The sequence below is a fragment of the Paracoccus mutanolyticus genome (genome assembly GCF_003285265.1).
Taxonomy (GTDB): domain Bacteria; phylum Pseudomonadota; class Alphaproteobacteria; order Rhodobacterales; family Rhodobacteraceae; genus Paracoccus; species Paracoccus yeei.
The window spans coordinates 1,398,570-1,424,355 of sequence record NZ_CP030239.1 but is presented as its reverse complement, the minus strand read 5'-3'; the positions used below and the strand labels follow the sequence as shown (position 1 = coordinate 1,424,355).

General features: G+C 68.2%; 24 protein-coding genes and 5 pseudogenes. 11 read left to right on the top strand and 18 right to left on the bottom strand.

Annotated elements, in window-relative coordinates; translation table 11 throughout:
* Positions 1-20: 20 nt before the first annotated feature.
* Positions 21-467, bottom strand: a complete 447-nt coding sequence (locus DPM13_RS22520; protein WP_223252433.1) for a hypothetical protein — start codon at positions 465-467, stop codon at positions 21-23.
* Positions 464-910, bottom strand: a complete 447-nt coding sequence (locus tag DPM13_RS22515; RefSeq protein ID WP_223252432.1) for a hypothetical protein — start codon at positions 908-910, stop codon at positions 464-466. The genes DPM13_RS22520 and DPM13_RS22515 overlap by 4 nt, the downstream gene beginning before the upstream one ends.
* 83 nt (positions 911-993) lie before the next feature.
* On the opposite strand from DPM13_RS22515, the gene hslV reads away from it, so the two are divergent.
* The 3 genes and pseudogenes from hslV to DPM13_RS07605 all read left to right on the top strand — a co-directional run bounded on the left by hslV (position 994) and on the right by DPM13_RS07605 (position 3,161).
* Positions 994-1,548 carry an ATP-dependent protease subunit HslV gene (gene hslV / locus DPM13_RS07615; RefSeq protein ID WP_028719567.1) on the top strand — a complete coding sequence of 185 codons (555 nt, stop codon included), beginning with the start codon at positions 994-996 and terminating at the stop codon, positions 1,546-1,548.
* 87 nt (positions 1,549-1,635) lie between these two features.
* A pseudogene (gene hslU / locus DPM13_RS07610) lies at positions 1,636-2,922 on the top strand (ATP-dependent protease ATPase subunit HslU).
* A 53-nt stretch (positions 2,923-2,975) separates the two neighbouring features.
* Positions 2,976-3,161, top strand: a complete 186-nt coding sequence (locus DPM13_RS07605; protein ID WP_028719565.1) for a PLDc N-terminal domain-containing protein — start codon at positions 2,976-2,978, stop codon at positions 3,159-3,161.
* Between the two features lie 10 nt (positions 3,162-3,171).
* Here DPM13_RS07605 and DPM13_RS07600 read toward each other — a convergent pair whose 3' ends face one another.
* A complete protein-coding gene (locus tag DPM13_RS07600) occupies positions 3,172-3,765 on the bottom strand; it encodes a Smr/MutS family protein (RefSeq protein WP_112887757.1) in 594 nt (197 codons plus the stop codon).
* A 3-nt stretch (positions 3,766-3,768) separates the two neighbouring features.
* Positions 3,769-4,425, bottom strand: coding sequence for a Tim44/TimA family putative adaptor protein (locus DPM13_RS07595; protein ID WP_080621243.1), 657 nt, complete (start codon positions 4,423-4,425; stop codon positions 3,769-3,771).
* A 107-nt stretch (positions 4,426-4,532) separates the two neighbouring features.
* Between DPM13_RS07595 and DPM13_RS07590 the strand changes: the two genes are divergently transcribed.
* The 3 genes from DPM13_RS07590 to DPM13_RS07580 are packed head-to-tail and all read left to right on the top strand — an operon-like array spanning position 4,533 to position 6,317.
* On the top strand, positions 4,533-5,090 hold the full coding sequence (locus DPM13_RS07590; RefSeq protein WP_028719562.1) for an FxsA family protein: 558 nt from the start codon (positions 4,533-4,535) through the stop codon (positions 5,088-5,090).
* 49 nt (positions 5,091-5,139) lie between these two features.
* A complete protein-coding gene (gene secB / locus DPM13_RS07585; protein ID WP_051578134.1) occupies positions 5,140-5,652 on the top strand; it encodes a protein-export chaperone SecB in 513 nt (170 codons plus the stop codon).
* A 17-nt stretch (positions 5,653-5,669) separates the two neighbouring features.
* Complete coding sequence (locus DPM13_RS07580; RefSeq protein ID WP_223252431.1) at positions 5,670-6,317, top strand: YfbR-like 5'-deoxynucleotidase; 648 nt, start codon at positions 5,670-5,672, stop codon at positions 6,315-6,317.
* A gap of 29 nt (positions 6,318-6,346) precedes the next feature.
* Here DPM13_RS07580 and DPM13_RS07575 read toward each other — a convergent pair whose 3' ends face one another.
* Both DPM13_RS07575 and DPM13_RS07570 read right to left on the bottom strand, forming a co-directional pair.
* A complete protein-coding gene (locus tag DPM13_RS07575) occupies positions 6,347-6,658 on the bottom strand; it encodes an H-NS histone family protein (RefSeq protein ID WP_112887756.1) in 312 nt (103 codons plus the stop codon).
* A 95-nt stretch (positions 6,659-6,753) separates the two neighbouring features.
* Positions 6,754-7,302, bottom strand: coding sequence for an ActR/PrrA/RegA family redox response regulator transcription factor (locus tag DPM13_RS07570; RefSeq protein ID WP_080621241.1), 549 nt, complete (start codon positions 7,300-7,302; stop codon positions 6,754-6,756).
* Positions 7,303-7,443: 141 nt separating this feature from the next.
* Here DPM13_RS07570 and DPM13_RS26755 point away from each other — a divergent pair.
* The 3 genes and pseudogenes from DPM13_RS26755 to DPM13_RS07555 all read left to right on the top strand — a co-directional run bounded on the left by DPM13_RS26755 (position 7,444) and on the right by DPM13_RS07555 (position 11,204).
* Positions 7,444-8,783 (top strand): annotated as a pseudogene (locus tag DPM13_RS26755) (ActS/PrrB/RegB family redox-sensitive histidine kinase).
* A gap of 79 nt (positions 8,784-8,862) precedes the next feature.
* Positions 8,863-10,461 (top strand): PAS-domain containing protein, encoded by a 1,599-nt coding sequence (locus DPM13_RS07560; protein WP_112887755.1) that lies wholly within the window; start codon positions 8,863-8,865, stop codon positions 10,459-10,461.
* Between the two features lie 92 nt (positions 10,462-10,553).
* Positions 10,554-11,204 carry a 5'-methylthioadenosine/S-adenosylhomocysteine nucleosidase gene (locus DPM13_RS07555; protein WP_223252430.1) on the top strand — a complete coding sequence of 217 codons (651 nt, stop codon included), beginning with the start codon at positions 10,554-10,556 and terminating at the stop codon, positions 11,202-11,204.
* 730 nt (positions 11,205-11,934) lie between these two features.
* On the opposite strand, the pseudogene DPM13_RS07550 reads toward DPM13_RS07555, so the two are convergent.
* The 7 genes and pseudogenes from DPM13_RS07550 to DPM13_RS07525 form a co-directional block, all read right to left on the bottom strand.
* A pseudogene (locus DPM13_RS07550) lies at positions 11,935-12,719 on the bottom strand (aspartate-semialdehyde dehydrogenase); the annotation flags it as partial.
* Between the two features lie 102 nt (positions 12,720-12,821).
* Entirely contained in the window at positions 12,822-13,001 is a 180-nt protein-coding gene (locus DPM13_RS25895) for a hypothetical protein (protein ID WP_317616408.1), read from the bottom strand.
* A gap of 56 nt (positions 13,002-13,057) precedes the next feature.
* Positions 13,058-13,432, bottom strand: a complete 375-nt coding sequence (locus DPM13_RS25890; RefSeq protein ID WP_317616407.1) for a glycosyltransferase family 29 protein — start codon at positions 13,430-13,432, stop codon at positions 13,058-13,060.
* A complete protein-coding gene (locus tag DPM13_RS07540) occupies positions 13,429-14,460 on the bottom strand; it encodes a glycosyltransferase (RefSeq protein ID WP_112887752.1) in 1,032 nt (343 codons plus the stop codon). The genes DPM13_RS25890 and DPM13_RS07540 overlap by 4 nt, the downstream gene beginning before the upstream one ends.
* Complete coding sequence (locus DPM13_RS07535) at positions 14,453-15,646, bottom strand: MFS transporter (RefSeq protein ID WP_051578132.1); 1,194 nt, start codon at positions 15,644-15,646, stop codon at positions 14,453-14,455. Before DPM13_RS07535 ends, DPM13_RS07540 begins: the two co-directional genes overlap by 8 nt.
* A 73-nt stretch (positions 15,647-15,719) precedes the next feature.
* On the bottom strand, positions 15,720-16,538 hold the full coding sequence (locus tag DPM13_RS07530; protein ID WP_112887751.1) for a 5'-nucleotidase, lipoprotein e(P4) family: 819 nt from the start codon (positions 16,536-16,538) through the stop codon (positions 15,720-15,722).
* Positions 16,539-16,623: 85 nt separating this feature from the next.
* Positions 16,624-17,865: an MFS transporter gene (locus DPM13_RS07525; RefSeq protein ID WP_099648505.1), complete on the bottom strand. Its 1,242-nt coding sequence runs from the start codon at positions 17,863-17,865 to the stop codon at positions 16,624-16,626.
* 109 nt (positions 17,866-17,974) lie between these two features.
* Here DPM13_RS07525 and DPM13_RS07520 point away from each other — a divergent pair.
* Positions 17,975-18,559 (top strand): annotated as a pseudogene (locus tag DPM13_RS07520) (glutathione S-transferase family protein).
* Here DPM13_RS07520 and DPM13_RS07515 read toward each other — a convergent pair.
* The 5 genes and pseudogenes from DPM13_RS07515 to DPM13_RS07495 form a co-directional block, all read right to left on the bottom strand.
* Positions 18,538-19,745 (bottom strand): annotated as a pseudogene (locus DPM13_RS07515) (TIGR03862 family flavoprotein). The pseudogenes DPM13_RS07520 and DPM13_RS07515 sit on opposite strands and share 22 nt — an antisense overlap.
* Positions 19,746-19,825: 80 nt before the next feature.
* Positions 19,826-20,779, bottom strand: coding sequence for a DNA polymerase III subunit delta (holA, locus tag DPM13_RS07510; RefSeq protein ID WP_223252429.1), 954 nt, complete (start codon positions 20,777-20,779; stop codon positions 19,826-19,828).
* Positions 20,776-21,258, bottom strand: coding sequence for an LPS assembly lipoprotein LptE (gene lptE / locus DPM13_RS07505; protein ID WP_112887750.1), 483 nt, complete (start codon positions 21,256-21,258; stop codon positions 20,776-20,778). The genes holA and lptE overlap by 4 nt, the downstream gene beginning before the upstream one ends.
* Positions 21,245-23,776: a leucine--tRNA ligase gene (gene leuS, locus DPM13_RS07500; RefSeq protein ID WP_112887749.1), complete on the bottom strand. Its 2,532-nt coding sequence runs from the start codon at positions 23,774-23,776 to the stop codon at positions 21,245-21,247. The genes lptE and leuS overlap by 14 nt, the downstream gene beginning before the upstream one ends.
* 66 nt (positions 23,777-23,842) lie before the next feature.
* On the bottom strand, positions 23,843-24,292 hold the full coding sequence (locus tag DPM13_RS07495) for a DUF3576 domain-containing protein (protein ID WP_112887748.1): 450 nt from the start codon (positions 24,290-24,292) through the stop codon (positions 23,843-23,845).
* A gap of 407 nt (positions 24,293-24,699) precedes the next feature.
* On the opposite strand from DPM13_RS07495, the gene DPM13_RS07490 reads away from it, so the two are divergent.
* Entirely contained in the window at positions 24,700-25,719 is a 1,020-nt protein-coding gene (locus DPM13_RS07490; RefSeq protein ID WP_112887747.1) for a porin, read from the top strand.
* Positions 25,720-25,786 lie beyond the last annotated feature (67 nt).

Genomic DNA, 25,786 nt, shown 5'->3' with positions numbered 1-25,786 from the left:
AGGGACGGCGCGGGCGGCGGTCAGATCGGCCAGCCGCCCCGGCGCATCGCGGCCAGGATCCGGGCGCCCGCATCGGGCAGGGTCGCATTGATCGCCCGCTGCTGCAGGAACCAGAACAGGTAGCGGTCGAAATCCGGGCGATGGGTTTCGGCCGCGTTCAGTGCCTCGCGCACGCCCAGCTCGGCCACGTTCAGGCCGATGTGGTGAAAGTCGATCTGCGCGAACAGCACCGCAGGCTTGCCCAGCAGATAGCCGTCGAATGCCACCGCGCTGTTTTCCGTCGCAACAAAGGCGCAGTCGCGCAGGATCGCCGCCGTGGGCCCGCCGATCCGCAGGTTCGGGTGGCGGTCCGCGAGCCCGGCCAGGGCCGCGTGATCGGCCGGATCATAGGCTTCGTTCGGGTGCAGGGTGGCGACGCAGGGATGGCCGGTGGCGGCGACGGTTTCCACCATTTCGACGGGGCTCATGGTCTGGCAGCTGCGATGGCGAGGATCCGGCCCTGAAGCGGGATCAGCACCGGACCATCCCGCCGCGGGGGCGGTCCGGGCAGGACGCGGTTGCGCAGCCGGTCCGCGAAGGCGCGGGCGGGACCGGGGGCGATGTCCTTGGGGTCGAAATCCGCGCGCGCCACGGCGAAACGCCAGCGCTGCTGGACCGGCTCGATCTGCCAGAAGGGGTAGTGATAGGCCCGGCGGAAGGTCAGGGCGCGGTCATGGGTCGGTGCCTCGGCGTGAAACAGCGTGTAGCCGTCGCGGTCCGGGGCGCGCCGCCGGGCCTCGGGTCCGGTTTCGTGCCATTCGAGGGTCCAGCCCGCATCCTCGACCGCCGCTTTCAGCACGTTCAGAAAGTTGAACGTGCCGGCGCGGGCGGTCCGCAGCATCGGGGGTTCCAGATAGGCGCGCAGGATCATGCGCGCAGGCTAGCCCGGCAGGGCGGGTTGCGAAAGATGCCCCCCGGTCCTATCTGAGCCCCGAGACGAAAGCGGAGAACCCCATGTCCGATGAAAGATTTCCCGGCTGGCACGGCACCACCATCCTGGCGGTGCGGCGGGCCGGCCGCGTCGTCGTCGCCGGCGACGGTCAGGTCAGCGTCGGCCAGACGGTGATGAAGGGCACCGCGCGCAAGGTGCGGCGGCTGAAGCCCGGCGGGCACGATGTGGTGGTAGGCTTTGCCGGCTCGACCGCCGATGCCTTCACCCTGCTGGAGCGGCTGGAGAAGAAGCTGGAATCGGCCCCCGGACAGCTGGCGCGGGCCTGCGTGGACCTGGCCAAGGACTGGCGCATGGACAAGTACCTGCGCAACCTGGAGGCCATGCTGATCGTCACCGACGGCAAGGACATCTTCGTCGTCACCGGCGCCGGCGACGTGCTGGAGCCCGAGCATGACGTCGCCGCCATCGGCTCGGGCGGGAACTATGCGCTTGCCGCGGCCCGCGGGCTGATGGAAAGCGATCTGGACGCCGAGGGCGTCGCCCGCAAGGCCATGGCGATCGCGGCCGACATCTGCGTCTATACCAACGGCAACCTGACGGTCGAGGTCCTGGGCTGAGGGGGCTTCGCCCCCATCCTGCGGACTCCCCCAGGGTATTTGGGAAACAGTGAAAGACGGCGTTTCCCGGCATGAGAGAGGTTTGAAATGAGTGACCTGACCCCGCGCGAGATCGTGTCCGAACTGGACCGGTTCATCATCGGCCAGAAGGACGCCAAGCGCGCCGTGGCCGTGGCCCTGCGCAACCGCTGGCGCCGTCGCCAGCTGGGCGACGACCTGAGGGATGAGGTCTATCCCAAGAACATCCTGATGATCGGCCCGACCGGCGTGGGCAAGACCGAGATCAGCCGCCGCCTGGCCAAGCTGGCCCGCGCGCCCTTCCTGAAGGTCGAGGCGACGAAGTTCACCGAGGTGGGCTATGTCGGCCGCGATGTCGAACAGATCATCCGCGACCTGGCCGACGCTGCCATCATCGAGACCCGCGAGCGGATGCGCGAGGAGGTCAAGGCGCGCGCCCACAAGCAGGCCGAGGAGCGCGTCGTCGCTGCCCTGGCCGGCGAGGGCGCGCGCGAGCAGACCCGGCAGATGTTCCGCGACAAGCTGAAGCGCGGCGAGTTGGACGACACCGTGATCGAGCTTGAGTTGCAGGACAACTCGAACCCGCTGGGCATGATGGAGGTGCCGGGTCAGCCGGGCGCCATCGGTGGCATGATGGACCTGTCCGGGCTGATGAAGGCCTTTGGCGGCCGCCGGGTGCGGCGCAAGCTCACCGTGCCCTAGAATACGACCTGCAGATCGCCGAGTATGCCGACGGTTCTGGACGACGAGGTGGTCAAGGGCGACGCGCTGGCGAGCGTGCAGGATATCGGCATCGTCTCATCGACGAGATCGACAATTCGCGGCGCGAACCGATGCGCGCGGCGGCGACGTGTCGCGCGAGGGGGTGCAGCGCGACCTGCTGCCGCTGATCGAGGGCACGACGGTCAGCACCAAATACGGCCCGGTCAAGACCGACCACATCCTGTTCATCGCCAGCGGCGCCTTTCATATCGCCAAGCCCAGCGACCTGCTGCCGGAGCTGCAGGGCCGGCTGACCACGCGGGTGGTCGGTCGCTACACCTACGACGCCTATGGCAACATCCTGACCGAGACCGATGCCCGTGGCGGGAAAACAACCCATGCTTACGATGCCGGGCGGCACCTCTTCCGGATCAGTACGAGAACGGCATCGGGCGCTGGCCATGAGACCAGGAACGGCTGGTCGAGAACATCGGCGCGCGGCGGCTTTACACCGTGATCGAGCGGGTCTTCGAGGAGCTTTCGTTCAGCGCGCCCGACCGCTCGGGCGAGGTGGTGACGGTGGACGATGCCTTCGTCGAACGCCATCTGGGCGACCTGTCGCGGTCGACCGACCTGTCGCGCTATGTGCTTTGACGGAACCTGGCTGCTTGGGCATCGTTGAGGCCCGGTAGCCGGAAAGGACCGTCATGGGATATATCTTCGGGATCATCATCTTTGCGCTGGATGTTTGGGCCATCGCCTCGATCATCAACACCAATGCAGCGACATCGACCAAGATCATCTGGATCCTGCTGGTCGCGATCCTGCCGGTGGTGGGGCTGATCATCTGGTGGCTGGCGGGACCCAAGGCGAACTACGGCTCGGGCGTCTGACCGCGCCGCCCTATCGCCGCAGATAGACGTAATAGGCGCCCTCGCCGCCGTGGCGGCGATGGGCCGGCTTGACCTGCAGCACAAGCTGGTCCAGGGGCGGCATATGCAGCCAATGGGGGACATTGTGGCGCAAGGCCCCCGGGCGGACGGGCAGGGGCGCGTCGGCCCCCCCTTGGCGCCCCTTGCCGGTGATGACCAGGACCAGGCGCAGCCCGCTGGTCCGGGCGTTCAGGATGAAGCGGGTCAGCGCGGGCTGCGCCACGTTCAGCGTCATGCCATGCAGGTCGATCCGCGCCTCGGGCGCAAGCTTGCCCTGGGCCATGCGGCGATGGGTCTTGTGATCCATCCGCAGGGGTTGGTCATGCAGGGCGCGGCCGGGATGGGGGGAAAGGTCGATGCGGGTCGCGGCGCCCTTCAGCGGCTTGGCCCCGATGCGGAAATCCGGCAGGGGGGCCGGTCGGGCGGGCTCGGGCGTGGCGGGCAGGGAGGGCTTTGGCAAGGGGGTCGGTTCGGGCGCCTTGGACGGATGCATGGGCACCGCCGTCGCGGCGATGCGGGACCAGAGGGCCTTTTCGTCGGCCGTCAGGCCCCGCCGCCGTGCCATGGCTCAGGCGGTGGCGACCAGTTGCCAGTTCGGGTCGCTTGACCCCATCTGGCGGGCAAAGGTCCAGACGTCGCGCTGCTTGCGGGCCGAGCGCGGGTCGCCATCCACGACATTGCCCTGCGCGTCTCGGGTGGCCACGATCATTTCGCCCACGAAGCGGACGGACAGTTCGGCCAGGCGCGTCTGCGGGTTGAATTCGGCCGCGGCCAGCGCCGTTTCGCGGGTGCCCAGGAACTGCGCCTCGGTCGTCAGGCCGCGTGCCTTGCGGTCGGCGATGACCCCGTCGAAGGCCTCGGCCACGGCCGGGGCCAGAAAGCCGCGCACCTCAGACAGATCGCCCCGTTCGAACGCCAGCAGGATCATCTCGTAGGCGGATTTCGCGCCGCTCAGGAAGGGGCCGACGGCAAAGCCCGGCTCGACCTCTTTCATCGCGGCCAAGGCGCGGGCCGTGGCGCTGCCCGGCTCGGCATGATCGGCGATGTCGGTATCGGGCGTCTCGGCCGTTCCCTCGATCACGTCGAAGCGGCGCGGCGCCACCGTCTCCTCGGGGGTCTGGGTCGGCTCGAACCCGTCGCGGGTCCCCAGCACACCGCGCAGCCGCAGGATCAGGAAGATGGCGATCGCGGCAAGGACAAGGATCTGGAGCATGGGGTTCGACATCGGACCGTGTTGAGCTTTCTTATGGGGTGTCGCATCCCTATGTAGGGTGCAGGGCGGGCCAAGTCCAGTTTTGCACCCGACCTGGAAAAGAAGTGAAGGAAAAGCCCATGTGGCCGTTGCTGCCGTTCGTCATCCTGCCGATTGTCGAGATCGCGCTGTTCATCCAGGTCGGGGGCGCCATCGGGCTGCTGCCCACGCTGGGGCTGGTGATCCTGTCGTCGGTCCTGGGCGTGGCCGTGCTGCGCCGGCGCGGCGCCACCGCCGCCCGCGACGTGCAGCGCGCGATGCAGGAGTTCCGCGACCCCACCGCGCCCATGGCGCATGGCGCGCTGGTGATGCTGGCGGGGCTTTTGATGATCGTGCCGGGCCTGTTCACCAGCGGGGTGGGCCTGCTGCTGCTGATCCCGGGGGTACGGTCCCTGGTGCTGCGCCGGATGGGTCGGCGCGTCGGCGTCAGCGGCGTCGTCTATCGCCAGCGCACCGCCGAGACGGATTTCATGGGCGAGGTGCCCCCCGGCCATCCCGCGCGCGGCTGGCGTGACGACGGCGTGATCGACGCGGAATATTCGGTGCAGGACGACCCGCCCGCCCCGGTGCGCGAGGGGCTGACGGACGGCTCGAACCCGCCGTCGCGGTCCGGCGGCTCGGGCTGGACCCGGCATTGAGCGCGGCCCGGCGGGGTGCTAGTAATCGCGAAATCCCTGGGAGATCCTGATGAGCGAGCAAACCACCACCCCCGACCTGGCCCAGAACGGCAGCCAGCCCGGCGTCCGGCTGCAGATCCTGACGCAATATATCCGCGACCTGTCCTTTGAAAACGCGGTGGCGCAGCGCGGCATGCCCGCGGGCGAGGTTCAGCCCGAAATCAGCGTGCAGGTCAGCCTGGATGCCCGCAAGCGCCAGGTCGAGCACCAGTACGAAGTCATCAGCAAGTTCCGTGTCCAGTCCACCAATGCGCGGGACAAGGCGCCGATCTTTCTGTGCGAACTGGATTATGGCGGGATCTTTCACGTCGAGGGCGTGCCCGAGGACCAGCTGCATCCCTTTCTGATGATCGAATGCCCGCGCATGATGTTTCCCTATGTGCGGCGCATCATTTCGGACATGACCCGCGATGGCGGTTTCCCGCCCTTCAACATGGACCCTGTGGATTTCGTGGCCCTGTATCGCCAGGAAATCGCGCGCCGCATGTCGGCCGAACGGCCTGCCGACCAGCCGCTGTCGTAAACGGGCATATTGCGTGAATGCCCGCAGCTGGTCCGGCCGCGGGCATTTTTCATTTCGGGGCTTTTTCGATGGCGAAACGGGCATGGCAGCGCATGCTTTCGGGCCGGCGGCTGGATCTTCTGGATCCTACGCCGGTCGATATCGAGATCACGGATATTGCCCACGGGCTGTCTTTTGTCGCCCGCTGGAATGGGCAAACCCGTGGGGAATGGGCCTATAGCGTGGCCGAGCATTCCCTGTTGGTCGAGGAAATCCACGCCCGTGCCAATCCCGATTGCGATCCGCGCTGGCGGCTGGCGGCATTGCTGCACGATGCTCCTGAATATGTGATCGGGGACATGATCTCTCCGGTCAAATCGGCGCTGGGGCGGGAATATGGACAAATGGACGCAAGACTTGCGGCCGCCATCCATTTGCGTTTCGGCCTGCCTGCCCAGTTGCCAAAGCCGGTCAAGGCGGCGATCAAGCGCGCGGATCGCATTTCTGCCCGGCTTGAGGCGCTGCAGATCGCGGGCTTCACCCAAGCCGAGGCCGACCGGCTGTTTCCGGTCACCGCGCCCGACTGGATGCAGGAGCTGGAAATCCGGCTGCGGCCGCCGGTCGAAACACGGCTGGCCTATATTTCCAGGTTCGACGCCCTGATCGCGCTGATCGATGGCGCCTAGTGAAAAGCCCGCCGGTGGCGGGGCTGTTTTCAGATTTGCAGGTCTTCCAAGGACTTGCCGGCATCCAGTGCCTCTTGTACCCAACGGGGCTTGCGGCCACGCCCGGTCCAGGTCGCGTTCGGATCCTCGGGGTTGGCGTATTTCGCCGCGACCCGGCCGCGTCCGGCGCCTTTCGCGCTGGCCAGTTCCGCCAGGCTGAAGCCGAATTCGCGGGCGGCATTTTCCACCGCGTTCAGGGCTTCGCGTTTGCGGCGGTCCTCGAAAGTGGCGATGGCCTTGTCCACCTTGCTGCGCAGATCGCGCAGATCGCGCAACGACATCTTGTCCAGGTCGAGTTCCATTTTATGCAGTTCCTGTCAGCTTTATTATGGTTCTTCGTGCCCTTTAATATTTCGCGGCAAAGCGCGATTGCAATAGAAACCTTGGTCCATTTCAATCAGCGCGGTCCGCGCTTGGCCAAAATCCGCTGCAAGGTGCGGCGATGCATATGCAGGCGGCGGGCGGTTTCGCTGACATTGCGGTCGCATTGTTCATAAACACGCTGAATATGCTCCCAGCGGACGCGATCGGCCGACATGGGCATTTCGGGCGGCGGGGGCAGGGTTTCGCCTTGCGACAGCAGGGCGCGCGTCACCTCGTCCGCATCGGCGGGTTTCGACAGGTAATCCGTGGCCCCCATTTTCACCGCGGCGACGGCGGTGGCGATCGCGCCATATCCGGTCAGCACGACGACGCGCACATCGGGCCGCGCCTCGCGCAGCGCATCGACGACATCCAGCCCGTTGCCGTCCTCAAGCCGCAGGTCGACCACGGCATAGGCCGGCGGGCGCTCGGCGACCATGCGCCGGGCCTCGGCCACCGAAGGCGCCTGCTGGACGGAAAAACCCCGCTTTTCCATCGCGCGCGCCAGGCGGGTCAGAAAGATTTCGTCGTCATCCACCAGCAACAAGGTGGGATCGGCCCCGATATTCAGCCCTTGCGTCATCGTTTTATCCCCCGCGATAATGGCCCCTTCTGTATGCGGGCCGGGGCGCAGGGTCAAATCCCGCGCCCCCGACGATCCGTCGCATTGATTGCCGGACGCGCCCTGCATAACAATCGCCCAAACCCCATTCCAGGAGAAGCGATGTTTCCCGGCCTCGTCTCGCGCCGTTTCGATTTCCTGCCCGGCCAGCCGGGTCCCGAGCCGATCCGGCTGCGCACGCTGATCCTGCTGCGCTGGGTCGCGATCATCGGCCAGTCCGCTGCGGTGGCCGTGGCGCTGATGATCGGCGCGCACCTGCGCCTGGGACCCGTGCTTCTGGTGATCGGCCTGGCCATCGCGCTGAACATTGCACTGTCGCTCCGGCCCGCGCGCCGCATCTCGGCGCTCGAGGCGGCGTGGCAACTGGGCTTCGACCTGGCGCAGATCGCGGCGCTTCTGTCGCTGACGGGGGGCTTGACCAACCCCTTTGCCGTGCTGCTGCTGGCCCCGGTGACGGTGGCGGCGACCGCCCTGCCGGGGCGGCAGCTGGTGGCGCTGGGGGCGACGACATTCGTCATGGTGTCGATGGCGGCCTTTTTCGCCCGCCCGCTGACCTTTTCCGACGGGCCCGTCGCCACGTTGAACGAGCCGCTGCTGGTCGGGACTTGGTTTGCCATCATCATCGGGGCGCTGTTCTTTGCCTATTACGCCCGCACCGTCGCGGCCGAGATCTCGGCCGGATCGGATGCGCTGTTCGCGGCCCGCATGGCGCTGGAACGCGAACAGAAGCTGCAGCATCTCGGCGGCGTGGTCGCCGCCGCCGCGCACGAGATGGGCACCCCCCTGGCCACCATCAAGCTGGTCAGCTCCGAGCTGCGGACGAGATCGCCGAAGCCCTGCCCGAGCGCACCGACCTGGCCGAGGATCTGGCCGTGCTGCGCCAGTCCGCCGAACGCTGCGGCGCGATCCTGAAATCCATGGGCAGCGCCGGCCGCGACGACCTGCTGATCCGCGCGGCGCCCCTGCGTCAGGTGCTGGACGAGGCCGCCGATCCGCACCGCGACCGCGGCATCCGCATCCGCATCGAGGTGGCGCCCGGCGCCCCCGCGATCCTGCGCGATGCGGCGCTGATCCACGGCTTGCGCAACCTGATCCAGAATGCGGTTGATTTCGCCCGCGCCGAAGTGCTGATCGAGGCAGGCTGTGACCGGCGCGAGATCCGCATCCGCATCGCGGACGACGGTCCGGGCTTTCCGGCCACGCTGCTGCCCAAGATCGGCGATCCCTTCCTGACCACGCGCCCCCGGTCCGAGGACGGGCGCAGCTATGAAGGGCTGGGCCTGGGCCTGTTTATCGCAAAGACCCTGCTGGAGCGTTCGGGCGCCGCCGTCCGCTTCGGCAATCGCCAGCGTGGCGCGCAGGTCACCGTCACTTGGCCGCGGGAGTTGATCGAGGCGGACGGCCGCGCAGCCTTGGGAAGCAATCCCGAAATCTCGGTGTGATAGCCCTTGCGTTAACCCTTTCTTATGATTCATCCCATAGGTGAAGGTGAAACGGATTGGCACGCGCAGGTTTATCAGCATGGTTACCCAGTTCCTTATCGCCTTCGCTTCGGCCCTGTCCGCGCTTGTGCTGGCGCTTGGTGCGATCCGCGTGATGGAGGGGCGGCGGCCGGGCGGCGCGACGGAACGCGACCGGCTGGACCGCCGGATCGAACCCATCGTCTTCCTGTTTCGCGCCCAGCGGCTGATCGACGCGACCGGGCCTGCCCAGGCCCTGCTGGCCGCGCTGCCGGGTGAGGGGGACTGGCAGAAGCTGGTCGGCTGGCTGGGCATGCGGCTGCCGGAATTCAGCGTCGGCCTGTTCGACATGGGCGAAGGGGCGCGCGTCGACGTGACCGGCGGGGACGGCGCCGGCAACGCCCGGCTGCGCCTTCTGGCCGAGGATCTGGGCGATGGGCTGCTGCGCGTGACCCTGGCCGACCCTTCGGCGGAAAACGCCGGGATCGTGGTCGATTCGCTGTCGCTTGCCGCGATGGAGCACGAGCTGGAGATCCTGCGCAGCACGATGGACCATTCGCCCATGCTGGCCTGGCGCCAGGACGGGCAGGGCCATGTCACCTGGGCCAACTCCGCCTATCTGCAGCTTGCCGAAGCGGTCAGCGGCGGCCAGACCGTCTGGCCGCTGCCGCAGCTTGTCGACCTGTCGGCGCGTCCGGTGCAGGGCGGCGCGGCGCTTGGCGCCTCGCGCCGGGTGCAGATCCAGCACGACGGGCAAAGCCGCTGGTACGACTGCCACGTCCATGAGGTTGCCGAACAGACCGTGGCCATCGCCCTGCCCGCCGACGCGGCCGTGCGCGCCGAACGCAGCCTGCGCGAATTCGTGCAGACCCTGACCAAGACCTTCGCCGATCTGCCGATCGGGCTTGCGATCTTTGACCGCGACCGAAATCTGCAGCTGTTCAACCCGGCGCTGATCGACCTGACGGGGCTGGCCACCGGCTTCCTGACCGCGCGCCCGACGCTTTACGCCTTTCTGGACCGCCTGCGCGAGGCGCGGATGGTCCCCGAGCCCAAGGACTATCGCAGCTGGCGCAACCAGATGAACACGCTCGAGGCAGCGGCCTCGTCCGGCCATCATGTCGAGATGTGGTCTTTGCCCGGCGGCCAGACCTATCGCGTGACGGGCCGCCCGCATCCCGACGGCGCCGTGGCCTTTCTGTTCGAGGACATCACCTCGGAAATCTCGTTGACGCGCAAGTTCCGGGCGGACCTTTCGCTGGGCGCCGAGGTGCTGGACGCGCTGGACGACGCCGTCGCGGTCTTTGCCGCCAATGGCGAGGCGCTGATCGTGAACCGCCGCTATGCCGACCTGTGGTCCTGCGGCCCGCGCGGCAGCCTTGACGACCATGTGCAGTGCTGGCTGGACCTGTGCGGCGCAAGCCCGGGCCTGGCCGCGCTGCGCGACGCGCTGAACCGGCCCTTGGCCGAGGCGACGCTGGGCGGCGCCATGGCCGGGCCCTCGGGCGGGCTGCTGACCTGGGGGCTGCGCGGACTGTCGGGCGGGCGGCTGCTGCTGAGCTTCCAGGCGCCGATGCCGGGTACGGCCGCGACCCCGGTCAGGATCGCCCCGCCCTTGGCCACGGACCCGGGCGGCCAGGAACGGGCGCTGACCGGCTGAGACCCGGCGCCGGCCCGCGCGGCGCGGCCACGGACCAGTGCGGGCTTGCGATTCGGCGAATTTTGGCCTTTTCTTCGGGCGAAACGAAAGGGATGGCTGACATGGACCTGCCGCCGATGGACAGGCTTTCAGGCCGTGACGTGCTGTTCGTCATGGCGGTCGATGCCGAATATGGCCCGCACCTGCGCGGGCGCATCCGGCCGCTGATGACCGGCGTCGGCCCAGTCGAGGCTGCCGTTGCCCTGTCTGCGGCCCTGTCGCGCCTGCACGCTGCCGGGCGGCTGCCCGAACTGGTGGTTTCGCTGGGATCGGCAGGATCGCGGATGCTGGAACAGGGCGCGGTCTATCAGGTTTCGGCGGTGGAATACCGCGACATGGATGCCTCGGCCCTGGGCTTTGCGGTGGGGCAGACGCCGATGCTGGACCTGCCGCCCCGCGTGGCCTTGCCCCTCTCCATTCCCGGCATCCCCCAGGCGGCGCTGGCGACGGGCGGCAGCATCGTCAGCGGCGCGGGCTATGACCGCATCGCGGCCGAGATGGTCGACATGGAGACATATGCCGTGCTGCGCGCCTGCCAGCATTTCGGCGTGCCGCTGATCGGCCTGCGGGGCATTTCGGACGGGGCCGAGGACCTGGCGACCCTGACCGACTGGACGCAATACCTGCATGTGGTGGACGCGCGCCTGGCTGAAGCCATCGACCGCCTCGCGCGCGCCATCGAGACCGGAGAGGTGGCGGTCTAGCACCAGCGCCGGGCGGGCTTGGTGCCGATTGCCATGCGGGCAAGGTCCTGGCGAAGGCCCAGAACTGCTCCGTGCTGGCAACCGGAGACCGGCGCGGGGGTTCGCGGACTGCGTGACGGCCAGGACTGTCCTGCGACAGGATATCCCGAAAAATAGATCCTGCGCCACAAACAAAAGCCCGTCTCGCCCGCTATCGCGAGGCGGGAGTTTCTCCCGGAAACCGCTTGCGGAAAGGTCTGCCGCAGCCCGCACCGGCAAGACCTTGACCATATCCGGCACTGCGACCGTGGGCAGCCCCCGCCGTGCTCGAACAGGAGACGGGCCGACCTTTTGCCCTGCGCAGGCGCGATGAACCAGCACGAAACGCAAGACCCCTGCCCTGCGCAGGCGCGATGAACCAGCACGAAACGCAAGACCCCCGACCCGGCGACTGCCAAACCGGGGATCCTTGGTCAGAGCCAATCGCGAGGCCGGGGTCCGGCGCCGGGCATGGGTCCGGACAGCCGGCTCAGCCCTTCTTCAGGCAGCGGCTGCCCAGCAGTTCGGCGATCTGGACGGCGTTCAGCGCCGCGCCCTTGCGCAGGTGCGCTGACGCCCACGGCACGCAAATCGTGCGGTGACGGGCGGACAGGTATCAAGACCAGATCGGATGCAGCCATGACGCTTTGCAACCAATCAGGCGCGGCGGGTGGCGTGTCGATCACCAGCAAATCGAGCTGATTTGCGCAGGATGTCCGGGCCTCGTCCTCGTCCAGGATCCTCGGTCTCGACGTTGATCGCCTCGGAGTGGCCGACAAAGACCGGAACGCGCACGCAGGTCGCCGTGACCCTGATCGAGGGGTCGAGGATCTTTTTCGTCTCGGCCACCATCTTCCATTCTTCCTTGGTGTCGCCGCTGTCCAGGAAGACGTCGATCTGCGGGATCACGTTGAAGGCGATCTGCTTCTGGAACTTCTTGGGCTCGACCTCCTGACCGGGCACATACATGCCCTTGGTCTGGTTCCACAGCTCGTCCATGCCCTCCTTGCCGGCGCCCGAGACCGACTGGTAGGTCGAGACGACGACACGCTTGATCCGCGCCCGGTCATGGAGGGGCTTCAGCGCCACCACCATCTGCGCGGTCGAGCAGTTGGGGTTCGCGATGATCATCTTGTTGCGGTAATCCTCGACCGCGTCGGCGTTCACCTCGGGCACGATCAGCGGAATGCCCGGGTCGTAGCGATAAAGCGACGAGTTGTCGATCACCACGCAGCCCTGGCTGGCCGCGATGGGCGCATAGGTTTTTGTCGCGTCCGAGCCGATGGCAAACAGCGCGATGTCATAGCCGGTAAAGTCGAACCCCTCGATGTCCTTGCATTTCAGGGTCTTGTCGCCATAGCTGACCTCAGTGCCAAGGCTCCGGCGCGAAGCCAGAGCGACAACCTCATCGGCAGGAAACTCGCGCTCGGCGAGAATGTTCAGCATTTCACGGCCCACGTTCCCCGTGGCGCCGGCGACAACGACCTTGTAGCCCATCTGGGGGTCTCCTCATCTCAGGACGCCGCGATATAGGGCGAATCGCGGCAAAGGAAAAGCAAGATTTCGGCGATCTGCATGATAATCCGGCGAAAAACCGGCTTAATGACGGGTGATCCGGCGATCTGACGCGGCCAGCGCCGCCACCCATTCGGATTCGCCTGAAAAATCATGCGGCACCTGCTCGGCCCGCCGGTGTCCCGACAGTGACAATGAGGCGAAGAAGTCGAAGCCGTACAGGTCCAGCCGCGCCATGTCGGACCGGGCGATCAGGTCGATCATCATCGCCCCCGTGGTCGGCGGCGCGCCCAGCCGGTCGCGCAGCGCCGCATAGTCCTTCAGCGGGTGCAGATAGAAACCCGGGCTGGTCGCCGTCCGCCAGTCCAGCCGCTTGCGCTTGGGCGACATCCACAGGACCCGCCTTCCCCCGTTCCGGCAGCTCCCGCGCCCAGCCGGAACGCCAGCGCCAGCCAGACGGGCCGTGTACCATGGCTTTGCAGGCCGGGCATCGGCGCGCGATTGATGCGGATGACCACCTGGGCGGCGTCGATGGCGGGGCCCTGCGCGCCCTGCGCCAGGGCGCGGGCGTTGCCGACCAGCGCCACGGACTTGCCGCGCAAGGTTTCCAGCAATTCGGCCTGCGGGACCGACAGCCGTTGCAGCGCCGGCTCATTGCGCAGGCTGCGGGCCAGCAGAAAGCCCCAGCGGGTCACGCCAGCAGCTTTCGATAGACCGCGACGATGGCGCGGGCCTCGCCTTCGATGGCATGGTTCTGCGCGACATGGGCGCGGGCGGCCGCGCCCGCAGCCACGCGCCCGGCATCGTCGTCCAGCCAGCGCGCCAGCGCGGCGGTCAGGGCGTCGGCATCGTCGCGCGGGACCAGGCTGCCGGTTTCGCCGTCGCGGATCAGCGTCTCATAGGCGCCGACGCGGGCGGCGACGGTGGGAACGCCGCAGGCCGCGGCCTCGAGCGGGGTCAGCCCGAAGCCCTCCCACCGGGCGGGGGCGGCGAAAAGATCGAGCGCCTGGTAGTTGCGCACCACATCCTCCCACGGCAGCTCGCCCAGGAAACGGATGCGGTCCGACAGGCCGGCCTGCGCGATCCGCGCCTTCAGATCGTCGGCGAAGGCCTGGTTGTCGGATGTGATGCGCCCGGACAGGATCAGCCTGGCCCGCGGCCGGTCGGGAAACAGCCGCAGCGCCGCCTCGACCAGCAGGTCGACGCCCTTTTGCGCCCGCACCCGGCCGAAGCAGCCGATCACGATGTCCTCGGGCGCAAAGCCCAAGGTCGCCCGCAATGCCGCGCGGTCGGGCGCCGGGTGGAACACGGACAGGTCGACCCCGTGCAGGATCACCGTCGCGGGACGCTCCAGATAGCTGGCCGCCTGGGGCGAGGTCGCGATCAGCGCGTCCTGCTGACGGATCAGCCAGCGGGTGAAGCCCGTGTGCCGGCGCTGCGCGGCCGAGGTGAACAGCAGCCGATAGCGCCGCCGCAGCAGGTGGCGCAGGATCAGCCCCAGCGCCATTTCCGTGTTGCGCCGCGCGTGCCAGACCCGCCAGCGGTCGCGCGGCAGGCTGGCCGCGCGCGCCAGCGGGATATGGGGCAACTCGGGCGGCAGCCCCGGCCCCGTCGCGACGATGCCGATCATGCGCGCCTGCACCGGGATCAGGCGCACGACGGTCGCCGTCACGCCCGACAGGCGGCGCTTGAGGTTCGGAGCGACGACCTCGATGTCAGCCATGGCGATCCTCGGGACTGAACAGGTAGATGAACCATCCGATGGTCAGAGGTAGCAGGAAGAACAGGAAGATGTAACCATAGGCGACCGGCGCCGCATGGTTGGCCGAGGCCGCCAGATAGACCGGGCGCGACAGGAACTGCATCACGCCGACCCCGGCGATCGAGATCATGTTCATGAAGGTGATGCCGCGCCCGACCAGATGATGGGGCAGGAACGCCCGGCCGTGCGACATCATCAGCGAATAGGAACTGTCCGAGATGCAGACCATCACCAAGAGCACCGCCGAAACCCAGAGGTTCATCCCCGAGGTCAGCCACAGCGCCGCCAGCACCGCGCCCAGCAGCAGGTTGTTGGCGATCGAGGTGCGCTTGTCCGACCCGATCAGCCGCACCACCCGGCCGACCGAAAGGTTCGCCGTCACCATCGCCAGCCCCATGCCCAGCGTGACCCAGCCGATCACATAGTCGCTGGCGCCGAAGGTTTCGGCCAGATAGGGCCCGGCCCACAGCCCCCGGATGCAGGCCGAGGCGGCATAGGTCACGCCCAGAAGCGGCAGGATCGGCCACAGCGCGCGCACCCGCAAAAGATCCCCCAGCGAGCCGCGGGCTTGGCTTCCCTCGGGGTGCGGGGGGTTTCGGACGAAGGCCAGGATGGTCGCCGCGACCGCCAGCGTGACCAGCGCCAGGATCACCAGCGCCTCGCGCCAGCCGATGGCGTTGACCACCCAGACCAGGGGCGCCGCGCCCAGCATGTTGCCCAGCGAGCCGAGGCCCACCACCGCGCCGCCCGCCGCGCTCATCGAGGCGGGGGGCAGGGTTCGGGCAAAGATGAAGAAGCTGCCCACCATCACCGGCGCGCAGCCCACGCCCAGCAGCGCCATGGCCACATGGATGTGCCAGGGCGCGCTGGCCAGGGCAAAGACCGCCGCGCCGCCCGCGCCGCCAAGCGCCAGCAAGGCTGCGACCGTCGCGCGCGGGCCATAGCGGTCGAGGCCCCAGCCGACCGGCAGCTGCATGGCCGCGAAGGCGATGTACCAAAGCCCCGAGGACAGCGCGAGATCGGCCGGCCCCGCCCCCAGATCGGCATGCAGGGTCGGCGACAGCACCGCCAGGAACGCCCGGTAGAACTGGCTGAGCGTGTAGCCCAGGACAAGGGACAGCAGTCCCGGCGACATGATCCAGCGCATGGTTCCCCCCTTCAGGCGGCGCGAAGCTGCGCCACCCCGGCGGAAAGTGCAAGCCACCCCTGCCGGCCGGCCCTTACTGGGTCTTCAGCGGGGCGTCCCAGGCGGTCAGGGGCGCCGTGCTCCAGTCGCCATAGGTGGCGTTGGGGAAGACGATCCAGTCGGCGCCGAAATGCGCGGCGTTCCTGTCGACCTCGGTCCGCTTGACGTCGGTCGCGGCCTTGCGGAACACGCCGTCGAAGTCATGCAGCGTGTCGCCCAGCAGCAGCACGATCTGGTGGTCCTTGGCGGCCACCGCGCGGCGCTCGGCCTTGGAGATTCCGTAAAGCAGCACGTTCTCGTCCGACACCTGCGGGAAGCCCAGTTCCTTCAGGGTGGCGATGGTGGCGGCCTTGTTCTCGGGCTCGCCGAAGCGGTCCGAGATGTAATAGATCGCGACCCCGGACTTGTCGGCGAAATCGAAGAAGTCCAGCGCGCCGGGAATCGGCGTGGGCTTGCCCGTCAGCTCCCAGTCGCCCCAGGTGTCCCAGGTGTCATAGACGTGGCAGTTCTGCATGTCGCGGACCAGCAGCGGGGTGTTGTCGATGGCCGTTTCGTCCAGATCGGTGACCACGGCCAGTTTCGAGGCGTCGCCGGCCTTGGCGATGGCGGCTTCCAGCCGGGCGCGGGCCAGCGCATAGCCCTGCAGCTGCAGCGCCCGCACCTCGGCCGATTGCTGCTGATAGCGCAGGCCCATGGCGAATTCCCGGACCGGGCATTGCGCCGCCGGAACCTCGGTCGCAGCCGCCGCGGGGGCGGTCGGGATCTGGGCCGCCGTTTCGGCCAGGGCGGCGGGGGCCATCAGCGCCGCCAGGGCGAGGCCCAGCAGGGGGCGGGAAATGTGGTGCCGGGTCATGAGATCCTCCGTGTTGGGCGCGGGGGCGGGCTGCCCCCGCAGGAAAGGCTGCGGTATCTTGGTTGACCCGCCAGACGGAATCCCCTCAGGCGGCGGCCAGCCGCGCCGGCGCCTCGCGCACCGGCAGGTGGATCAGCGCGCTGAAGGCGCCGACGCCCACGCCGATCCACCAGACCAGGGTATAGTCGCCGTAGGCGTCATACAGCCTGCCGCCCAGCCAGACCCCCAGGAAGGACCCCAGCTGGTGGGACAGGAAGACGAAGCCGTAAAGCGTGCCCATGTAGCGCAGCCCATAGATATAGGCGACCAGCCCCGAGGTCAGCGGCACGGTGGCCAGCCACAGGGCGCCCATGGCCAGCGAAAAGACGATGACGGTGGTGGGCGTGATGGGGGTCAGGATGAAGATCGCCGCGGCGATGGTGCGCAGCGTGTAGATGCCCGCCAGCAGGTATTTCTTGGAATAGCGCTTGCCCAGCCAGCCGGCCAGGATGGCACCGCCGATATTGGCCAGCCCGATCAGCGAGATCGCCACCGCCCCCAGGGCCGAGGTGGTGGTGATCCCCAGGCTCGCCAAGGCGCCGCCGGGCGCGATCGGGCCGCACATCTCGGTGATCATGGCCGGGAAATGCGCGGTGATGAAGGCCAGCTGATAGCCGCAGGAGAAGAACCCGGCAAAGATCATCAGATAGGACGGATCGGTAAAGGCGCGCTTCAGCACCACGCCCATGCTGTCCTCAAGCTCGTGGCGGCTGGCGGGCCGGGTGTCGCCCAGCAGGGGCAGGAACAGCAGGCAGGCCAAGACGATCACGCCGAAGATGATGAACACCGTCTGCCAGGGGTAAAAGGCCAGCAGCCCCTCGGCCAGGGGCGCGCCAAAGACCTGGCCGGCCGAGCCCGCCGCGGTGGCGATCCCCAGCGCGATGCTGCGGTTCTCGTCGCTGGCCGCGCGGCCGATCACCGCCAGGATCACGCCAAACCCGGTGCCGGCGATGCCGAAGCCCACCATCACCTCGAGCATCTGCATGGTGGCGGGGTCGGTCGCATGGGCGGTCAGGATCAGCCCGGCCGAATACAGGAATGCCCCCAGGATGATCGACAGCTTGTCGCCGAACCGCTCACCCAGGGCGCCAAAGACCGGCTGGCCGATGCCCCAGGCCAGGTTCTGGATCGCGATGGCCAGGCTGAACTCGGTCCGCGGCCAGCCGAATTCGGCGGCGATGGGAATCTGGAACACCCCGAAGCTGGCGCGCAGCGCGAAGTTGATCAGCAGGATGATCGACCCGCCGATCAGAACCGGCGTGAACAGGCGCGCGCGCGATGGGGTCATGGAACTCTCCTTCCGCGGCCATTCCTGCGCCCGGTCCGGCGTCGCGTCAATGGGCGGCGGATTGCCTTGGTGCCCAGGGGCGGCTAGCCTTGGCCAAAAGGGGTCCGCCATGTACCAGGTGATCGGAACGTCGAAATCTGGCCTTCTGCGTGCTGTGGATGCTCGAGGAACTGGGCCAGCCCTACGACCATGTGCCGCTTGCCCCCCATGCCGAGGGCGTCACCTCGTTCAACCCGGCCGGCAAGGTGCCGGTGCTGATCGCGGACGGCACGCCGATCACCGACTCGACGGCGATCCTGACCTATCTGGCCGACCGGCACGGCGCGCTGACCCATCCGGCCGGCACCATCGACCGGGCGCGCCAGGACAGCCTGACCCAGTTCATCCTGGACGAATTCGACGCCGCCCTGTGGCTGGCCGCGCGCCACAGCTTCGTCCTGCCCGAGGAAATGCGCCCTCGGCGATCAAGAACACGCTGCGCTGGGAATTCGAACGCAGCCAGAAGACACTGGTGCATCGCATGGCCGAGGACGGCTTCCTGATGGGCGACCGCCTGACCGTGCCCGACATCATCCTGACCCATTGCCTGACCTGGGCGCTGGCGGCGCGCTTTCCGATCGTCCAGCACCGGCTGACCGACTATCTGGACCGGATGCGCGCCCGGCCCGCCTTTCAGCGCGCCGAGGCCAGATAGGCCGCGGCGCCCAGGCCCGCCCGCCGCCCCGTGGCCAGGCAGCCGGTCAGCAGATAGCCGCCGGTCGGCGCCTCCCAGTCCAGCATCTCGCCCGCGGCAAAGACGCCGGGCAGGGCGCGCAACTCCAGCGTCTCGGCCAGACCCTCCCCGATGATGCCGCCGGCGCTGGAAATCGCCCGCTCCAGAGGCATCGGCCCGGCGTGGCGCAGCCGCAGGGCCTTGGCGCGGATCGCCAGCCGCTCGGGCTCGGCAGGCAGGGGCTGGCCCCATTCCAGCAGCAGCGCGGCGCGCAGCGGTCGCCCAGCACCCGCCGCAGCCGGTTGCCGACCGACAGTTTCGCCGGGGCCAGGGCCAGCCGCCGCGCCAGTTCCACCGCGCCCAGATCGGGGGCCAGATCGACGACCGCCTCGGCCCCATCGCGGATCGCGGCCGCCACCTCATAGACGCCGCCGCCCTCGATCCCTTGCGCGGTGACGACCCATTCGCCGCGGCTCGACAGGCTGCCCGCACTCAGCGCGACGCCCTTGACCGCCTGGCCGAAATGCCGCGCCATTGCGGGCGACCAGCCGACCCGGAACCCCATGTTCGCCGGCCGGAATGGCGCGATGCCGACCCCCCGCGCCGAAAGCCAGGGCACCCAGGCCGCGTCCGAGCCCAGCCGAGGCCAGCTTGCGCCGCCAAGCGCCAGCACTACGGCGCCGGGCCGCAGCACCTGAGGCCCCGCCGGCGTCCGAAACAGCCAGCCGTCGCCCTGGAATCCCTCCCAGCGCCAGCGGGTGCGCAGGTCGACCCCCAGCTCCGACAGCCGCGCCAGCCAGGCCCGCAGCAGCGGCGAGGCCTTCATGCCGACGGGAAACACCCGGCCCGTCGAGCCGGTGAACAGCGCGATCCCCAGCCCCTCGGCCCAGGCCATGACCTCGTCTGGCCCAAGTTCTTTCTTGTCCAAATATCCCGGGGGAGTCCGCAGGACGGGGGCAGAGCCCCCATAATGCGCAGTGAAATCCGCAAGGCCCTCGGCCTTGGTCAGGTTCAGCCCCGATTTCCCCGCCATCAGGAACTTCCGCGCGGGCGTCGGCATGGCCTCGGCGACGACCACGCGATGCCCCTGGGTGGCCAGCACCTCGGCGGCCTTCACGCGCTTCGCCGCAACCCCGTTCCGGCGGTTGCTCTGTTCGGCTGGCGGCACCGCACCGGCCTCATAGCCCAGATGGGCGGTCAGTTCGGCCCCCAGCATCCGTTCCATCAGCCGGACCTTCAGCTCTTTCATCAGCCCGGCAACGTCAGGTCGGTGTCGATCAGCTGATGGATCGCGTCCTCCAGCGCGCGCATGCCCCAGTCCTGGGCCTGGCGGATCATGCGGTCGCGGCGCGGGCCAAAGACCGGTGGGCGCAGCCGGGAAAACCCGGCGCCCGGGCCCCCGGGGTCCGAGGCGCCGGCATGCAGCGCCCGGAAATGGCGCAGGGCGGCGATGCACAGCGTCGTGGGATTGGTGCCCTGTCCCTCGATCCGGCGCATCAGCGGCCCGAAGTCGCGGGCGCGTCCTTCGGCCACGCAGTCGATCAGCTCGTCCACCTCGGCCTCGATGGTGGCGGGGGCCAGGGCCGCGATCTCGGCCGGCGTCAGGGGTAAGGCGTCGCCGTGCTTGTAAAGCCCGATCTTTTCCACCGTCTGGCGGAAATCGCCGGGGTCCAGCGCGCGGGACAGCGCCACCAGGTCGCGCATGGCGTCGCGCGGCACCTCGCGCAGGCCGGCGGCCTCCAGCCAGCGGGCGATCTCGTCCTCGCCGGGCGGGTCGTCATAGATCGGGGCCGTGACCGCCTGCGGATGCGGCTCGAAGAGCTTCCTCAGCGCCGAGCCCTTGCCCAGGGCCCCCGCCGCGACCACGATCACCGCGTCGCCCGCGCGCCACTCGGCCAGCGCACCCGCGATCGCGGGTACCGCCGCGTCGATCGCGTCATCGACCAGCACCACGCGCTGGCCGGGGAAAAAGCCCACCGCCTTGACCGCGTCCAGCAGCGCAGCAGGGTCCTTCTTCAGGTCGGCGCCGGGCAGGCGGGTCAGCCGCATCTCTTCGTCGGCATGGGGGCCGGTCAGGGCGGCGACCGCCTCGGCCCGCTTCAGGGCGACGCGCATGGCGTCCTGGCCGTGGATCAGCAGGCCCGGGCGCGTCGGATCGGGACGCGCCAGATAGCGGCCGATCTCGGCGCCCTTCAGGATCATGGCAGCGTGGCCGGGTCGAGCGCCAGCAGCCGCGTCACCACCTGATCGGCCAGCAGGCGCGCCAGCCGCTTGTGGGCATCCTGTTCCGCCGCCAGCGTGGCGATGGTCGTCCCGGTCGTGGAGTAGGAGGTAAAGCTGCTGACCTGCCCGCGCGCCACGGTCCGGCCGCTGGCGATCTCGGTCAGCACATAGCTGGCGGTGCCGTTCAGCGAATAGCGGGTCGTGATCTCGTTCGGGGTGATGGCCTGCGGCACCACCGCGATGCGCAGCCGCCAGTCCAGTTCATAGCGGGTCCCGTCCGGCCCCAGCCGCTCGGCGATGCGGCCGGCAAAGGCGAAATCGTCGGGGGTGCGGGGGTCGGCGGTGCGCACCTTGTCCTGCAGGCGCGTGCCGGTGCCGCCCGGCCCATAGACCGGGGCAAAGCCGCAGGCCGCCAGCGCGAGCGCCGCCAGCAGGACGCCGCGCCTAGACCACGACATTGACGATCCGCCCCGGCACCACGATCAGCTTCTTGACCGACAGTCCCTCCATGAAGCGCTGCACCGTCTCGTCGGCCAGCACCAGCGCCTCGATCTGGTCCTTGGGCATGTCCTTGGGGACTTCGATCTCGGCCCGGCGCTTGCCGTTGATCTGGATCGGCAGCACCACCGAATCCGAGACCAGCAGCGCCGGGTCGGCCTTGGGCCAGGCGGCGTCCACGACCATGCCCTGGCCGCCGGCCTTCTGCCAGACCTCCTCGGCCAGGTGCGGCACCATCGGCGCCAGCAGCTGCGCCAGGATGCGCAGCGCCGCGCGGCGGCATTCGCCGCCCGCCGGCGACTTGCCGATGGCATTGGCCAGTTCGTAAAGCTTGGCGACGGCCTTGTTGAAGGCAAAGCCCTCGATGGCCCGGGTCACGTCCTCGATGGCGCGGTGGGCGGCGCGGATCAGGTCCGGGTCGTCGCCGCCTCCGGGAACCTCGTCGGCCAGCCGCCAGACGCGGGCCAGGAACTTGTTCGCCGCCTCGGCCCCGGCCGCGGTCCATTCCACATCGCGCTCGGGCGGGCTGTCGGACAGCATGAACCAGCGCGCGGTGTCGGCGCCGAAGCTGGCGACGATGTTCACCGGATCGACCACGTTCTTCTTGGACTTGGACATCTTGGCCGAGGGGATCACCTCGACCGGCGTGCCGTCGGCCAGCCGGCCGTCCCGCACCGTCTCGGGCAGGTGATAGACCGGGCGGCCGCGCTCGTCCCGGGTCAGGTAGATCTCATGCGTGACCATGCCTTGTGTGAACAGCGCGTCGAAGGGTTCCTTCGACTTTTCCGGCAGATGCCCGGTCTTGACCATGGCGCGGGCAAAGAAGCGGGAATAGAGCAGGTGCAGGATCGCGTGTTCGATGCCGCCGATGTACTGGTCGACGTTCATCCAGTAATCCGCATCCTCGGCCACGGTCGGCGTCGGTGCATGGGGCGCGGTGAAGCGCGCGTAGTACCAGGACGAATCGACGAAGGTGTCCATCGTGTCCGTCTCGCGCCGGGCCGGGGCGCCGCAGGTCGGGCAGGTGGTCTGGCGCCAGGTCGGGTGCCGGTCCAAGGGGTTGCCCGGCACATCGAAACTGACATCCTGCGGCAGCAGCACCGGCAGGTTTTCCTTGGCCTCGGGCACGGTGCCGCAGGCGTCGCAATGCACGACCGGGATCGGGCATCCCCAATAGCGCTGGCGCGAGATGCCCCAGTCGCGCAGGCGGAACTTGGTCACGCCCTCGCCATAGCCCTGCGCCTCGGCATGGGCGATGGCGGCGTCGACCGCGGCCTCGCCCGACTGGTCCTGCGCGCCGGCAAAGCCGCGCACATAGCTCACCACCTCGGATTTCAGGGGCACATAGGGCGCATCCGCGACCAGCGCGTCGGCCTCGGCCAGCGTCGAGCCTTTCGGCCCGAAGGTGGCGCGGATCGGCAGGCCGTATTTCAGGGCGAATTCGTGGTCGCGCTCGTCATGCGCTGGCGAGCCGAAGATCGCCCCGGTGCCGTAATCCATCAGCACGAAGTTCGCGATCCAGATCGGCAGATGCCAATCGGGGTCCAGCGGGTGGCGCACGGTCAGGCCGGTATCGAAGCCCAGCTTCTCGGCCTTTTCCAGCGCCTCCTCGCTGGTGCCGATCTTGCGCGCCTCGGCGGTGAAGGCGGCGACCTTGGGATCGGATTCCAGCGCCTTGGCCAGCGGGTGGTCGGGCGAGATCGCGACGAAGGACGCCCCCATCAGCGTGTCGGGGCGGGTGGTATAGACCTCGATCTGCGGAAAGCCGGCCACATCCACGGTGTCGAAGCGGAACTGCAGCCCGCGCGACTTGCCGATCCAGTTGGCCTGCATCAGTCGCACCTTTTCCGGCCAGCCGGACAGCCCGTCCAGCGCCGACAGCAACTCGTCCGAGTAATCCGAGATGCGGAAGAACCATTGCGTCAGCTCGCGCCGCTCAACCAGCGCGCCCGAGCGCCAGCCGCGCCCGTCCTCGACCTGCTCGTTCGCCAGCACCGTCATGTCGACCGGGTCCCAGTTGACCATCGCCGACTTGCGATAGATCAGCCCGGCCTCCAGCATGTCCAGGAACATCGACTGCTGCTGGTGCACATAGGCGTCGTCGCAGGTGGCGAATTCGCGGCTCCAGTCGATGGACAGGCCCAGGGGCTTCAGCTGCTCGCGCATGGTGGCGATATTGGCATAGGTCCAGTCGCGCGGATGGCCGCCCTGTTCCATCGCGGCGTTCTCGGCCGGCATGCCGAAGGCGTCCCAGCCCATCGGGTGCAGCACCGAGAAGCCCTGCGCGCGCTTGAAGCGCGCCACCACGTCGCCCATCGTGTAGTTGCGCACATGCCCCATGTGGATGCGCCCAGACGGATAGGGAAACATCTCGAGCACATAGTACTTGGGCCGTTCGTCCCGCACGGCGCGGAAGGTGCCGGCACCGTCCCACGCCTGTTGCCAGCGCGGTTCGCTGTGTGCGGGATCATAGGGCATGGGAACCTCCGGGCATCAGATTGCCCGCAGGGTATTAGCCGCTGCGCGAAGGCAGGTCCAGCCGGGTCAGAGATTGCGGTCGGCGACCCGCAGCTGCCGCGCCCGGGTCAGGATCGCATCCTCGACCGCGCGCACGGTGTCGGGCGCCACCGCCGAACCGCCCGCGCCCTGCAGCGACAGCTTCAGCGAGCGCGCATCCAGCGCCGGGTCGGTGATCTGGATCGTCGCGCGATAGGACCGCCCGCCACCGGGAGGCGTGCCATAGCCGGTGACGATCACCCCGGTGAAGGGGTCGACGGATTGGATCGGCAGGAAGTTCAGCACCTCGAAGCTGGCGTTCCACAGATACTTGTTCACCGCGACCGTGTCGCTGGGATTGCGGCGATTCGCGAACAGGTCCCACAGGGTGGACTGACGCTGGGGCTCGGCGCTTCTGGGGGCGCCGCCGCCGGCGCAGGCGGCAAGCCCCGCGGTCAGAAGCAGGGCGGCGGTCAGCCGTGCGGCGCATCTGGTCATCTGTCATCCCCCGGATCGTCCTTGGCCGAGCCATAGCGCAATTCCGGTCCAAGCGACAAGAGAGCCCGTCCGCCCCCGCGATTCCCCGCCGTCCGCGCGCCCCGCCGCCAGGCCGCCGACCCGGTCTGGGGCGGGCATGCGACTCACGACTGTCTTACGCGCCGTGAACTCGCGCGAGACGTGCGCGAGGCCGGAAATTTCGAGCCCCGCAAGGAACTTGGCGCGGGCAAAGGGGGCGGCGTCCGGGTCTGCGCAGGCTGGTGTGGCCCTTGTGCATCACAGGATTTGTTAAACCCGAAGGCCAGATTTGATTTCGTTGCAATGCTTTCGGGAACGCGCGACACAACTCCCATACTCCAACCCGGTCATGCGGGATGGGGCACACGAGAGAGACAAGAGGGAAAACCATGAAAAAGGTTCTTTTCGCCACCAGCGCCCTGGTGCTTTCGGCGGGCTTCGCCTCGGCCGAAGTCGCCGTCTCGGGCGACGGCCGGATGGGTGTGATCTATGACGGCAACGACGCGCAGTTTTCCAGCCGCGCCCGCGTGAAATTCACCCTGACGGGTGAGTCGGACTCGGGTCTGTCCTTCGGCGGTGCGTTCCGCGTCGACCAGGAAAACTACACCTTCTCGAACAGCGACGGCTACAACAGCCGTTCGGCCGCCCGCGGTACCGCCGGCGCCGTCTGGATTTCGGGCACCTACGGCAAGCTGTCGATGGGTGACGTCGTTTCGGCTTCCGAAGCCGCGATCGGCGATTTGGCCGAAGTCGGCTACACCGACGGCGAATTCGCCGGCGATCCGGAAGAACTGTTCTTCCTGACCGGCGATGGTGTGAACATCGATCAGGGTCCGAACATCCTGTACGAATACACCATCAACAACATCTCGCTGTACGCTTCGGCTTCGGACGGCGTGAACCGCGGCTGGTACACCACTGTCGGCTCCGAGCCTGCGGAGGGCATCGACACCGCTTCGACCGCTTACGCCCTGGCTGCGAAATATGAAGGCTCGAACTTCTGGGCCTCGCTGTCCTACTCGAAGCATGACGACGCCCGCGAAATCGGCCTGGCTGCCGAGGGCTCGTTCAACAACTTCAGCGTCAAGGGTGTCTACCTTGACTATGACGACAACGAAGGTTTCGAAATCGAGCAGGGCCCGACCGCTGCCCCGATCTTCGTCGCCGCGACCCTGGAAAAGACCTATGGTCTGAGCATGGCCTACCAGATGGACGCCATCCTGGTCGAAGGCTTCTACCGTCGTGACGAACTGGAGTCGCTGGACGGCACCGTCGATGCGGACTTCGACTCGTTCGGTATTGGCGTCGAATACGACCTGGGCGGCGGCGCTGTCCTGGCCGGTGGCATCATCGACACCGACTACCTGGACGACACCGTGGTCGACGCCGGTATCAAGTTCTCGTTCTGATCCTTCGGAACCGGAATGCGAAAGAGCGGGCCTTGTGCCCGCTCTTTTCTTTTGGAAATCTGCCCGC